The following is a 12,656-nucleotide window of genomic DNA, read 5'->3' as shown; positions in this document are numbered from 1 at the left end:
TAATTTTATCTAATTATTATTATAAATTAAGTAGTAATGTAAAAGAAATAGCTAAAATGAGTCCTTTTATTTTTGTTTTTTGTATCTATTTGGTATAATAGTATTGAAACATATAATAATTTAGATAAAATTTCTTAAGAGGAATACTATGAGGAGAACATAAAATGAAAAAATGTCTTTACTGTAATAGGGATATAAAGTCACCAAATAATAAATTGGCTATAAAATACGATGACAATACCAATATATATCCATGCCGTACAGAATGTAAGGAAAAAATTGAAGAATATATAATAAAAAAACCTACTTATAAGTTTATAAATATATTGGAGGTTCTTTTAGGTGTAGGTGGAATATTTTGCTTTTTGAGCAAATGGACTATTGCAGCCCAAATTGTACTTGGAATTGACGCATTAGTTATATTTTTATTTCCATTAGCAGGGTTTAAGATGAATGGTAAATTAAGTATGGAGCAAACTAAGCATCAGAGCAGGTCTATAGCAATATCAATTTTAGCATTTATAATAGTAATAACTGTATTATATTTTAAACAAATTGGTAAGTAAATCATAATTGTATAGAACATCATAAGAGTATGAGGTGAGTTTATGGAAGAAAGAAAATTAGCACCAAACAATGAGCGAGAAGCTCTTATAAAAAGATTAAAAAGAATAGAGGGTCAAGTTAAAGGGATACAAAAGATGGTAGAAGAGGAGCGTTATTGTGTTGATATATTAGTTCAAATATCTGCTATAAGGTCTGCTATAAATAGAGTGGGTACAATTATTTTGGAAAATCATATAAAAGGATGTGTAGCAGAAAGTATCAAACATGATGATAGTGAAAAAACTGAAGAGATGATAAAAGAACTTATGGATACCATAAATAAATTTACAAAATAAGGGGGCGATTAGGTATGAATCAACAAGGATTTATTATGGAGATTGTTGATGATAGAACTGCAAAATTAAAAATGCAAAGACACTCAGCTTGTGCTGCTTGTGGAAAATGTGCTACTGCTGACTCATCAGAGTCAAAAGAGATATTAGTAGAGGTAGACAATACAATTGGTGCGAAGGTTGGTGACCATGTAGAAGTAAGTATGGATAACATGAATGTATTAAAAGCAGCTGTGATGGCTTATATAATACCTCTTGTAGCACTTCTTGTTGGAACAATAGGAACATACTATATATTGGGAGCGATTGGCATGACATCTGGCGTTGAAGCGATAAGTGGATTAGTTGGGATTTGTCTTACAATAATTTGTTATTTGTATTTAAAGAAGAATGATAAAAAATTTAGAGATAGTAGAGAATTTATACCAGTAATCACAAGAATCTTAATTGACCTTTAAAATGATTATAATTTAAAAATAGCAATGTACTCTTATAAACACTTAATGTATATTTATAGGATTTGGGTACATTGCTATTTTTATATTTTTATTTTGATTTTCTTTGAGGAATAAAGTTCTTTCGTATTTTTAAAAGGTTTAATGTTCTTACAAAAGAAGTTACAACCAATACACCAAGCGATATTGCAGCACTTAAAAATAGTGCATCAGTACCTTTTGACATAGCTAAATCATAATTTTTTTGAATTAAAGATAACATTGTATTGTATAATCCAATTCCTGGTATCAGAGGAAGAATACCTGGAATTACAAATACAATAGCTGGTTGCTTTAGTTTTCTAGCCAATATCTCACTACATGCTGAAACCAAAGCGGCAGCTATAAAACCCGCAAAAATTGAGTTTGTAGTGAAATTAAATAAATATACATACACAATCCAACCAACTCCACCAGTTATTCCAGCTGGAAGAAGTAGATAAAGTGGTGCATTAAAAAAAACAGCAAATCCAGCAGTTGCAATGCCTGAAAATAAAAAATGTAAAATCATTGACATATCAGTCATTAGAAAGGACCTCCAATTCTATACCATGTATCAAGGACAAAACCGACTCCAGAAGCAATTGCAATAATAATCATAGCAGCATCGAAAGCACGAGAAATTCCTGATATTAAATTACCTGATATTAAATCTCTGATGGCTTTTATAAAAGCAACTCCTGGGAGTAGTGGCATTATTGCTCCAACTATAAGCATTTTAGGGTCATTCAAAATACCTATTTCAACTAGTAAAACTCCTGAAAGTGCTATTAAAAAAGAAGATACTAAACATGAAAATGCAGATATTGCACTTATCTTCATGGTTTTATCATAAGTAATTGCAGCAAATATTGCTATTATAAATGTAAGAATAAAATTTAATATATAATTCCCTCCAAGCAAGCAAGCAAAGCAAGCAGATGCAATTCCTGTACAAGAGTAAAACAACCATAAAGGATAAGGTTTTACCTCTTGGATTTCATAAAGACGTGCAATAGCAGTATCAATATCATATTCTTTATCATTTACAAATTCTCGAGAAAAACTGTTTAATAAGGAAATCTTATTTAAGTTTATACCTCTTGATTGAATCGTTTTCATAAACGAAAAACCGTCAAATTTTTCATCTGAAATAATTATTACTGTAGGAGTTGTAAAAATATTTACATGATAAAATCCTCTTGACCTGCATATTCTAAGGACACTGTCTTCAACCCTAGATGTTTCAGCTCCATTTTTTATCATAAGTTCCCCTACAAATAGAGCTAATTTTAGAATATTTTTTTTATATTCAAGTTCCTCATTTTGATTCATAAATACACCTCCAAATTAAAAAACATAATATTGAAATTATATCAAATTTTTAAGTAATATTCCTTATATATATATAAATTATATTATCTTTTTTTTATTTAAAAATAGTCACATCTAAATTATATCCAATTAAAAGAATTAGACAATATTATTTATTATATTTTAACTTAAAATACAGAAAGAAAACATGTAAAAGTAGTAAAACACTTGACTATTAATTTATAAAAGACTATAATAATAAATTATCATATTGATAAAAACGAAAATTATGAAATGTCTGTAAAAGTAAAATTTAAATAATAACTAGGAGGAGTAATATGTTTGAGAACTTGAAAAAAGCGGACCCTGAGATTTATGAAAGTATGAAAAGAGAGTTAAAAAGACAACAAAGGAATATTGAGTTGATAGCATCTGAAAATATAGTATCAGTTCCAGTAATGGAAACTATGGGAAGTCATCTTACTAATAAATATGCAGAAGGTTACTCAGGCAAAAGATATTATGGTGGATGTGAGTACATAGATGAAGTTGAAACTCTTGCAATAGATAGAATTAAAAAGATATTTGGGGCAGAACATGCTAATGTTCAACCTCATTCTGGAGCAAATGCAAATATCGGTGTATATTTTGCTATGCTAAAACCAGGTGATGTTGTTATGGGAATGAATTTATCTCAAGGTGGGCATTTAACTCATGGTGCTCCAGTTAATATTTCTGGTCAATATTATAAATTTTATGAATATGGAATAGATAGAGATAGTGGACTTATAGATTTTGATGATGTTAGAAAAATAGCACATGAAGTAAAACCTAAAATGATAGTTGCAGGAGCAAGTGCATATCCTAGAGAGATAGATTTTAAAAAATTTAGAGAAATAGCTGATGAGGTTGGAGCATTACTTATGGTAGATATGGCTCATATAGCAGGTCTTGTAGCTGCTGGTCTTCATCAAAATCCATGTGAAGTAGCTGATTTTGTTACAACAACAACTCATAAAACTTTAAGAGGACCTCGTGGAGGAGTTATCCTTTGTAAAGAAAAATATGCTAAAGCTATAGACAAAGCAATATTCCCTGGAATTCAAGGCGGACCTCTTGAGCATATAATTGCATCTAAAGCAGTATGTTTTAAAGAAGCTTTAAGTGATGAATTTAAAACATACCAACAACAGGTTGCTAAAAATGCAAAAGCTTTAGCTGAAGAACTTATTAAGAGAGATTTTAAATTGATTTCTGGAGGAACAGATAATCACTTAATATTATTAGATTTAACTAATAAAAATATAACTGGTAAAGCAGCAGAAAAAAGATTAGATGATGCTTACATAACTGCTAATAAAAATACAATACCATTTGATCCAAATGGCGCACTTGTTACAAGTGGAGTAAGACTTGGTACTCCAGCTGTAACTACTAGAGGCATGAAAGAGGAAGATATGGCAGTAATTGCTGAGGCTATAGACCTATGTTTAACTTATGATGAAGAATCTAAGGCAAGAACATTGGTTGTTGGTTTAACTGAAAAATATCCTCTATATGAAGAATATAATATTATGGATTAATTAAAAGTATAATTAAATAAGACATATCTAAAGAATTAAAATGATAGTATTTATGTTTAAGTATGTTTATAAAGACAAAACCCAATTAATTAGGAGATAGCTTCCAATATTAATTGGGTTTTGTCTTTTTTAATTAAAACTTTAAGATTTCTTAAGAATTATACTAGGTTTTTCTAAAGATTTAAAGTTTATACTTATAAATATAGTAATTAAAGGTATTTAAAGGCTTTAATGAGGAGGGAATCTTATGAAAGTATTAATTCTTACAGGAAAATTTGGTATGGGTCATTACTCAGCATCAAACTCTTTAAGTGAAGATATAAAAACAAAATTTAATAATTCTGAAATAATAATTAAGGATATATTTGAATATATTATGCCTAACTACTCAGATAAAATGTATAAAACTTTTTCTATTCTTGTAAATCGGGGAAGTAGTCTTTATAATTTATTTTACAAATGCACTGAAAATGGAAAAAAAGATATAAAATTTACATTTTCAGATTATTTCTTAACTAAATTAGACAAGTTACTTAATGAAATACAACCAACAGTAGTTATTTCAACTTTTCCATTTTGTTCTCAAGTAGTATCAAGATATAAAGAAAAGTATAATTCAAATCTTCCTTTGATAACATGTATAACAGATATAAGTAGTCATTCAGAATGGATTAGTAAAAATACAGATTGTTACTTAGTGGCTAGTGAATCTACTAAAGAAGAACTTATTTTAAAAGGAATAGATGAAGATAAAGTAAAAGTTAATGGGATACCTGTAAAAAAAGAATTTAAAAAAATAGAACATATAAATCATTTAGATAAAAAAAACATCCTCATAATGGGTGGGGGCTTAGGTTTATTGCCTAAGTCAGAACAATTTTATAGAGAACTAAATAGTTTAGAAGGAGTAAAAACTACTGTAATAACTGGTAATAATAAAAAAATGTACTATAAATTGTACAATAGATATGAAAATATTGAGGTTGTAGGCTATACTAATGAAGTATACAACTATATGGAGAGTGCTGACCTTATTATTTCTAAACCAGGTGGAATAACATTATTTGAAACAATTTACTCAGAGCTTCCAATATTAGCATTCAATCCATTTTTGCAACAAGAGATAAATAATGCTGATTTTATACTAAATAATGGAATTGGAAGAATACTTGATAAAAATAAAAAATACTATGTAGATGAGATAAAAGACTTAATCTATGATGATGTTACACTTAAAGAAATGAGTTTGAATATGAAAAAACTTAAAAAACAATTTGATAATAATTCATTAGAAAATATTTTATTTTCATTTGATGGACAAGGAGTGTGTAGAGAATGTATGTAGTAGGTTTAATTATAGTTGTTGCTTTGATTTTTTTAATCCATTCAATTATACCTACATATTATAATAAATTATTAAATAAAGATGTATTGAAAAATATGACTGAGAAGAATGAAATTGCTCTTACATTTGATGATGGACCAGACAAAAGATATACAGAAAAATTGTTGGATGTACTAAAAGAAAATAATATAAAGGCCATGTTTTTCGTAGTGGCAAAGAATGCTGAAAAAGAGCCTGAAATTATAAAAAGAATGTTAAGAGAAAATCACATAGTTGGTTTACATTCACTAGAACATAAGAATGCATGGCTTTATAGTTATAATTATGTTAAAAAAGATTTTATTGAAAGTACAAATACAATGAAAAATTTAGGTGTAGATGTAAACTACTATCGTCCACCATGGGGTCATACTAATATATTTTCATATCAATTTGTTAAAAAATATAACTTAAAGATGACCTTATGGGATGTAATGGCAGAAGATTGGAGTAAAGATAGTACAGTAGAGATTATAGTAAATAAGTTAATAGATAGAACAAAAGAAAATTCTATAATTTGTTTGCATGATGCAGGAGAAAACTCAGGAGGAGCAGTTGGCGCACCTGAACGTACTATCGAAGCATTAAAGATAGCTATTCCAAAACTCAAAGCTAGTGGTTTTAAATTTGTAACACCAGAAAGGATGTAGTTATGATAAGTAAAACTGAAAAGAAAAATAAGTGTCTAGGTAGTGTAACCTTCTTAGTTTTACTAATGGGTATAACTGGATACTTTGTTTTTAGAGGTCAATCAATTGAATCGTTAATAAAATCATTAAAAGGTGCAAGTCCTGTGTTTATATTAATTGGATTTGCAATGATGTTTATATATGTTGCTTGTGAAGGTATAAATATATATTTAGGTATAAAGGCTTTAAATCAAAAAACTACATTTTTAAAATGTATGGGATATGCGTTTGTTGGATTTTATTTTAGTTCAATTACACCTTCAGCGTCTGGAGGTCAACCAGCGCAAGTTTATTACATGAAGAAAGATGATATAAACATATCTTATTCTTCACTTATACTATTAGTTATTGTTGTCATTCACCAAGTTGTTGTATTGGCATATAGCGGAATAATGTTCATTATGGAACGTGAATTTATACTAAACAATGTAAGAGGAATGAGTATTTTATTGATATATGGTGTAATAACGAATGTTGCTCTTGTTGTTGGAGTAATTGCAGTTATATTTTCAAAAAAATTAGTAAATAACTTCATAATATTCATAACGAATTTATTAGGAAAATTAAGAATAATAAAAGATGTTGAAGGTTCACGAAAAGTGATAACTTCTCAAATTGAAGAATATGTTAAAGGTGCTCAATATATAAAACAAAATCCAAAGTTAGTAATTAAGATTTTACTTATAACTATTGTGCAAATAACAGCTATATTTTTAGTACCATTCTTTGTATACAAAGCTTTCCATCTATCAACATATACTGTGTTTGAAATATTAGCAATACAATCATTACTCAATATTGCTGTTTCATCTTTACCATTACCAGGAGCTGTTGGGGCATCTGAAAATAGTTTTATGACATTATTTAAGATATTTTTCCCAGGGCATTTATTAGTGCCAGCGATGTTACTTAGCAGAGGAATAAGTTTTTATGCATTCGTTGCTATAAGTGGTTTAGTATGTATTGTAGCACATGTTAAATCTTCTGAAAAAGTTAAGTCAGTAAAAGAAGTTGTTTATGTAAGATAGTATTGTATAGTTTATTTTTTACATCAAGGATATGTGTGTACGTTTTGATTAAACTTTGAGCATACTTACAATAGTAGAAAGTATTAAAACGTATGACATTGCTAAGCTTTTACTAATAAAGTATAATATTTTATATAGTTTGAAATATTTAAGAAATATAGTAAAAAAGGAGCTTAGCGATGAATAAAGAGATTCAAAAAAAAATTTTAGTAGCTGATGATAATCCAGAAATTAGGGAAATTGTAGAAATACTTTTAACTGGTGAAGGTTATGAAGTTGTTATGGCGACGAACGGAGAAGAGGCTGTAAATTTAGTAGACAGTACAATTGATTTGATTATTTTGGATGTTGTTATGCCAGTAAAGACAGGGTTTGTTGCATGTAATGAGATTAGAGAAAAAACAACAGCTCCAATATTATTTCTAACTGCGAAAACTCAAGATTCCGACAAGGTTATTGGGTTTTCAGCAGGAGGAGATGACTATTTATCAAAGCCTTTTTCATATTCTGAGTTAATTTCAAGAGTTAAGTCACTACTTAGACGTTATTATATATATCAGGGGAAGGAAAAGAATAAGGAGCAAAATATATTGAAAACAAGAGGTTTAAGTGTAAATTTGGATACTCAAGATGTCATATTGGATGGAGAAACTATATTTTTGACAACTATAGAATATAGCATACTAGTTCTTATGCTAAAAAATAGAAAAAAAGTTTTCTCGTCTGAAAATATATATGAAAGTATTTGGGATGAGCAATATTTTTATACAGCAAATAATACTATAATGGTACATATTAGAAATTTAAGAAAAAAATTAGAGAAAGATCAGAAAAATCCACAATATGTAAAAACTGCATGGGGAAAGGGGTACTATATTGATTAGCAAAATTAAGCCATCAAAGTTGGGTGTCATACTATTGATATATGTAGTAATCTCAGCTGGGGTGGCTTTTATTTTAAATATACCATTTTATTCTGCTGTTGAGTCAATAGTAAAGGATGTATCAGAAGGTAGAACATATTTTAAAAGAGAAGCAGACCAGTTAATGGCTGATTTTCAAATCTATGTGAATGATAAAAATTTAAGTTCAAAGGATGGAGAAGATATATCAAATTGGAATAATGACAATTGGTTTGTATCTATGAAAGTATATAAAGGAAATGAGCTTTTTTATGATACACTGTACTATCCAGATGAAGTACCTGATAAGAGTGAAGAAAATGAATTTTATAGTAGCTCTATGGCTAGACATTATGAGATACAATTTTCTGATATTAAAGCTAGTGTAGTTATAGTAGCACTGTTTAGATTTCGATTTCAAAACTTTATAGAAGCTGTTTCTATCACATTTATGGCAATTACATTTATTGTAACATTTTTATTGCTGTTGAGTAGAAAGATTAAATATCTAAGAAAAATAGAGATGGGCATAAAGATAGTAGAAAGTGGTAGTTTAAAGTATAGAATTCCTGTTAAGGGTAATGATGAATTATCATCACTTGCATCTAGTATTAATGAGATGAGTCAGGCACTTGATAATCAGATTATAAAAGAAAGAGAAATGAAGAATAAAAATAAGGATATAGTAACTTCAATATCACATGATGTCAGAACTCCATTGACATCAGTAATTTGTTATTTGGATTTAATTAAAGATCATAAGTATAATAGCCCTGAGCAATTGGAGCAATATATAAAAAATGTGAGATTAAAAGCATATCAGATAAAAGATTTGACAGATGACCTTTTTACACATTTTGTTAATTCGGAAGAAGAAGTTTCTAAAAAATATGAAAAGATTAATGCAAATGAATTTATATTTCAACTGCTTTTAGATAGTTCATATACATTGGAAGAAAAGGGATTTCATATAAAAATAGAAAATGAACTTTATAATCAATATCATATTTATGTAGATGTAACACAATTTAGAAGAATATTTGATAATCTATGTTCCAACATAATAAAGTATGCAAGAAGGGATAGACCAATAGTATTTTTAATTAAAGTTGAAGATGGTAAGCTGTTAATTATACAAAAAAACAAAGTTAGTAACATTCATAAAAATGTAGAAAGTTTTGGAATTGGCATAAAAAACTGTGAAAAGATAATTGCATATCACAATGGAAGTATAAATGTAAAATCAGGTGACAAAGAGTTTTCTATTGAAATATCTATTCCAGTAAATGAATCATAAATGTCTAAATTAAGTACTGCACATGCCAATTGTTATGTGCCTATGACCAAGTAACAAGTTTACTTGTAAGACCATATAATATTATTATCTTAAAAAAAGGGGACATAATAATATGGTTTTAACAGGAGCGCATTATATTTACATTGTATTTATGGTAATTATCTTAATTACTATGCTTATGAAAAAAGATACTATAGTACCATGTATATTAGGTGTTTTTTTCATGGGGCTATTCTTTGAAAAAAATATCTTTGGAGCTATAACAGCAGTGTTTAACTCGTTTATTATATCTTTAAATGAGTTGGGACCTATTATTTTAATCATAGCTATTATGGTAGCTTTATCTAAAGCTCTAGAAGCAAATAATGCCATACAGTATATGGTAAGACCATTTTCCAAAGTTATAAAAAATTCTAACACAGCATTTTTTGTAACTGGATTTGTAATGTTGATTCTTTCTTGGTTTTTTTGGCCAACTCCAGCTGTTGCCTTAGTCGGAGCTGTATTTTTACCTGTTGCTATTAGAGCTGGATTACCAGCGATTGGTGTTGCAGTAGCATTAAACTTATTTGGTCATGGTCTTGCCTTATCTACAGACTTTGTTATTCAGGGAGCCCCAAGTATAACAGCTGGTGCCGCAGGAGTAGCAGTATCATATGTCATAAATGATGGTATGATTTTATTTTGGGTAATGGGAATTGTAACGATATCGATGGCGTTTTATACATTAAAAAGAGATATCAATAAAGGAATGTTTAGAGAAGAGCTTAAAGATTTTGAAAGTGAAGAAGTAAAAGAATTTAATGGAAAATCTAAGATAGCAACTATTTTAGTAGCTTTAGGATTTCTTGCTGATATAATTGCTATGTATATGTTTGACCTAAAAGGAGGAGATGCATCAGCTCTTTTAGGAGGAACAGCAGTGTTTCTAATAATTATTATAAACACTATAAATTTCGGTAAAAATAGTCTTGAAAATGTGTGTGAAAATATAATAGATGGTTTTGTGTTTGGTATAAAGATATTTGGAGCTATTATACCAATAGCAGCGTTTTTCTACATGGGAGAAGTTGCACCTTTAACTGGTGTATTTGGAAAGGTATTAGCCCCTGGTTCTCAAGGATTATTATCAGATATAGGGATAGCTCTTTCTCAAACTATACCACTTAATAAATTTGCAGTATCAGGTATAGAAACTGTAGTAGGAGCAATAACTGGGCTTGATGGTTCTGGGTTCTCTGGAATCTCATTAGTTGGTTCACTTGCATCTGTATTTGGAACTGCTATTAATGCAAGTGTTGGTGCATTAGCTGCATTAGGTCAAATTAGTGGTATTTGGGTTGGTGGAGGATGTCTAGTTCCTTGGGGGCTTATTTCAGCAGCAGCAATTTGTGGAGTTAGCCCTATTGAATTGGCAAAAAGGAACTTTATTCCTGTAATAACAGGACTCATTGTAACAACAATAGTAGCAGTATTCATTATTTAGAAAATAAAAGCTAATATTATTTTACTTGTAGATTAACAAAGCTTATATAAATTAAAACTTATATAAATTAAAAATAAAAAATCATATAAATTAAAAATAGATGTACAGTTATTATCTACTAAAAGACTTTTGTATCATGTAAAAACTATACATCTATTTTTTTTGGAAGTATTTAATTTGAAATAGTTTATGTAAATTAATATCTGAATATTACATTTAAAATATAGCTTTTAAATATATTTCTAAATGTTAATAATTTAGAAGCTCAAAATTGTATCCTAGTTTTCTAGCATCTGATATAAAATCACTTAGAATTTCTGTACTAGTTTTAGAAACAGCATGTAGTAATAAGATAGAACCATCATGTAAATTATCCATTATTTTCTTCTTAGCTTCCTCATGTGATGGTTGTTTTTCAGTATCCCAATCTCTATATGCGAAACTCCAAAATATAGTTTTATAACCTAGGTTTTTAGTCATTGCTAAGCTTTTTTCTGAATATTTACCCATAGGAGGTCTGAAAAACTTAACTATGTTTTTTCCAGTTAATTCTTTATAAAGTTTTTCAACATCTTCAAATTCATCATTAAAGCTTTCTAGATTGCTTGTTTTTGTTGGCATAGAAGGATGAGTTTTACTATGACTTCCAACTATGTGACCTTCTGCAACCATTCTTCTTATCAAATCTTCATTTTCCTTTATATATGGAGAGGTAACGAAAAAAATGGCCTTTACTTTATTTTTTTTTAAAACATCTAGTATCTTTGATGTATATCCATTTTCATAACCTTCATCAAATGTAAGATATAATGTTTTTTGACCATCTTTGATGGGACCATTATATATAGCATTATAGTCAGAAAAATTAAATTTGATGTCAGTATTTACTTCTGGAGTTTGATGTTTAGTATTTGGTATATAAAACCAATCAAGAGCAGTATTATCCAAAGATGACACATCTAACTTTTCATTATCATTGTTCACAGTATTTTTATTTGATGGACTGTCTGTTCCATCTGAAACAGTTACATTGGAAGTATTTTTACTATCATCAGCATTTTGAGAATCTCCTTGTGTTGATATTTCTTTATTCTGTTCTGTGTTTTGTTTTTTTTGTGAGTTTGAACATCCCACAACGAAAAAAATAGATATAGAAAGTATTGTCAAAACGTATAGTATCTTTCTAAGCATTTTTTAGCTCCCTTCTAAATTAATTGTAATTATATATAGTATTATTATAGTTTGAAAGTGTTATTATTAATAGTTACATATTTGAAAATAAAGTCGCAATAGTATTATAAAATATGAATAATTAATAAATTTAAGAAAAAATGTAAAAAAGTAGTTGACCATATTATAATAAGATGTTATTATAATAAATGTGCTCAACAAGGAACTAAAAAATAATGAGTACAAAATGATTTATTTAATAAAATGAACTTTGAAAATTAAACAGTAGGTTAATTTATAAAACAAGAAACAAACCATAAAGCCAGATATTTAGATAACAATAGTATCTGAGCCTGATAAACTTTTATTTGAGAGTTTGATCCTGGCTCAGGATGAACGCTGGCGGCGTGCCTAACACATGCAAGTTGAGC

The 12,656-nt window shown here is 28.5% G+C and carries 13 protein-coding genes and 1 rRNA gene; 11 read left to right on the top strand and 3 right to left on the bottom strand.

The annotated features are described in order from the left end of the window. Window positions 1-164: 164 nt before the first annotated feature. From IC218_RS09280 to IC218_RS09270, 3 genes are read left to right on the top strand one after another with little or no spacing between them, the layout of a single operon-like run. Complete coding sequence (locus IC218_RS09280; RefSeq protein ID WP_227434508.1) at window positions 165-566, top strand: hypothetical protein; 402 nt, start codon at window positions 165-167, stop codon at window positions 564-566. A gap of 42 nt (window positions 567-608) precedes the next feature. Beyond that, the gene (locus IC218_RS09275) at window positions 609-902 is read left to right on the top strand and encodes a metal-sensitive transcriptional regulator (RefSeq protein WP_227434509.1); all 294 of its coding nucleotides are present in this window, start codon (window positions 609-611) and stop codon (window positions 900-902) included. A gap of 14 nt (window positions 903-916) precedes the next feature. Beyond that, a complete protein-coding gene (locus IC218_RS09270; protein WP_227434510.1) occupies window positions 917-1,357 on the top strand; it encodes a SoxR reducing system RseC family protein in 441 nt (146 codons plus the stop codon). 88 nt (window positions 1,358-1,445) lie between these two features. Here the strand turns inward: IC218_RS09270 and IC218_RS09265 are convergent, their stop codons facing one another. Further along, complete coding sequence (locus tag IC218_RS09265) at window positions 1,446-1,919, bottom strand: threonine/serine exporter family protein (RefSeq protein WP_227434511.1); 474 nt, start codon at window positions 1,917-1,919, stop codon at window positions 1,446-1,448. Then, window positions 1,919-2,707: a threonine/serine exporter family protein gene (locus IC218_RS09260; protein WP_227434512.1), complete on the bottom strand. Its 789-nt coding sequence runs from the start codon at window positions 2,705-2,707 to the stop codon at window positions 1,919-1,921. The genes IC218_RS09265 and IC218_RS09260 overlap by 1 nt, the downstream gene beginning before the upstream one ends. Before the next feature lie 317 nt (window positions 2,708-3,024). Here IC218_RS09260 and glyA point away from each other — a divergent pair, with 317 nt between their 5' ends. The 7 genes from glyA to IC218_RS09225 all read left to right on the top strand — a co-directional run bounded on the left by glyA (window position 3,025) and on the right by IC218_RS09225 (window position 11,055). Then, window positions 3,025-4,269, top strand: coding sequence for a serine hydroxymethyltransferase (glyA, locus tag IC218_RS09255; RefSeq protein ID WP_227434513.1), 1,245 nt, complete (start codon window positions 3,025-3,027; stop codon window positions 4,267-4,269). 247 nt (window positions 4,270-4,516) lie between these two features. Beyond that, window positions 4,517-5,614, top strand: coding sequence for an MGDG synthase family glycosyltransferase (locus IC218_RS09250; RefSeq protein WP_227434514.1), 1,098 nt, complete (start codon window positions 4,517-4,519; stop codon window positions 5,612-5,614). Further along, window positions 5,605-6,303: a polysaccharide deacetylase family protein gene (locus IC218_RS09245; protein WP_227434515.1), complete on the top strand. Its 699-nt coding sequence runs from the start codon at window positions 5,605-5,607 to the stop codon at window positions 6,301-6,303. The genes IC218_RS09250 and IC218_RS09245 overlap by 10 nt, the downstream gene beginning before the upstream one ends. Window positions 6,304-6,305: 2 nt before the next feature. Beyond that, window positions 6,306-7,370 carry a lysylphosphatidylglycerol synthase transmembrane domain-containing protein gene (locus tag IC218_RS09240; RefSeq protein ID WP_227824269.1) on the top strand — a complete coding sequence of 355 codons (1,065 nt, stop codon included), beginning with the start codon at window positions 6,306-6,308 and terminating at the stop codon, window positions 7,368-7,370. Window positions 7,371-7,549: 179 nt separating this feature from the next. After that, a complete protein-coding gene (locus IC218_RS09235; protein ID WP_227434517.1) occupies window positions 7,550-8,254 on the top strand; it encodes a response regulator transcription factor in 705 nt (234 codons plus the stop codon). After that, the gene (locus IC218_RS09230) at window positions 8,247-9,569 is read left to right on the top strand and encodes a sensor histidine kinase (protein WP_227434518.1); all 1,323 of its coding nucleotides are present in this window, start codon (window positions 8,247-8,249) and stop codon (window positions 9,567-9,569) included. The genes IC218_RS09235 and IC218_RS09230 overlap by 8 nt, the downstream gene beginning before the upstream one ends. A gap of 112 nt (window positions 9,570-9,681) precedes the next feature. Beyond that, on the top strand, window positions 9,682-11,055 hold the full coding sequence (locus tag IC218_RS09225; RefSeq protein WP_227434519.1) for a hypothetical protein: 1,374 nt from the start codon (window positions 9,682-9,684) through the stop codon (window positions 11,053-11,055). Window positions 11,056-11,304: 249 nt separating this feature from the next. On the opposite strand, the gene pdaA is transcribed toward IC218_RS09225, so the two are convergent. After that, a complete protein-coding gene (gene pdaA, locus IC218_RS09220; protein WP_227434520.1) occupies window positions 11,305-12,246 on the bottom strand; it encodes a delta-lactam-biosynthetic de-N-acetylase in 942 nt (313 codons plus the stop codon). A 343-nt stretch (window positions 12,247-12,589) separates the two neighbouring features. Between pdaA and IC218_RS09215 the strand changes: the two genes are divergently transcribed. Further along, a 16S ribosomal RNA gene (locus IC218_RS09215) occupies window positions 12,590-12,656 on the top strand; the annotation flags it as partial.

Origin of the sequence: Clostridioides sp. ES-S-0005-03, assembly GCF_020658455.1 — a bacterium.
In the GTDB taxonomy this organism is placed as follows: Bacteria; Bacillota; Clostridia; order Peptostreptococcales; family Peptostreptococcaceae; genus Clostridioides.
Note: the sequence above shows the minus strand (reverse complement) of the source record. Positions and strands in the feature narration are given on the sequence as shown.

Coding starts and splice junctions, on each gene's coding strand:
- IC218_RS09280 (WP_227434508.1), top strand. CDS start 165: ATGAAAAAATGTCTTTACTGTAATAGGGATATAAAGTCACCAAATAAT.
- IC218_RS09275 (WP_227434509.1), top strand. CDS start 609: ATGGAAGAAAGAAAATTAGCACCAAACAATGAGCGAGAAGCTCTTATA.
- IC218_RS09270 (WP_227434510.1), top strand. CDS start 917: ATGAATCAACAAGGATTTATTATGGAGATTGTTGATGATAGAACTGCA.
- IC218_RS09265 (WP_227434511.1), bottom strand. CDS start 1,919: ATGACTGATATGTCAATGATTTTACATTTTTTATTTTCAGGCATTGCA.
- IC218_RS09260 (WP_227434512.1), bottom strand. CDS start 2,707: ATGAATCAAAATGAGGAACTTGAATATAAAAAAAATATTCTAAAATTA.
- glyA (WP_227434513.1), top strand. CDS start 3,025: ATGTTTGAGAACTTGAAAAAAGCGGACCCTGAGATTTATGAAAGTATG.
- IC218_RS09250 (WP_227434514.1), top strand. CDS start 4,517: ATGAAAGTATTAATTCTTACAGGAAAATTTGGTATGGGTCATTACTCA.
- IC218_RS09245 (WP_227434515.1), top strand. CDS start 5,605: ATGTATGTAGTAGGTTTAATTATAGTTGTTGCTTTGATTTTTTTAATC.
- IC218_RS09240 (WP_227824269.1), top strand. CDS start 6,306: ATGATAAGTAAAACTGAAAAGAAAAATAAGTGTCTAGGTAGTGTAACC.
- IC218_RS09235 (WP_227434517.1), top strand. CDS start 7,550: ATGAATAAAGAGATTCAAAAAAAAATTTTAGTAGCTGATGATAATCCA.
- IC218_RS09225 (WP_227434519.1), top strand. CDS start 9,682: ATGGTTTTAACAGGAGCGCATTATATTTACATTGTATTTATGGTAATT.
- pdaA (WP_227434520.1), bottom strand. CDS start 12,246: ATGCTTAGAAAGATACTATACGTTTTGACAATACTTTCTATATCTATT.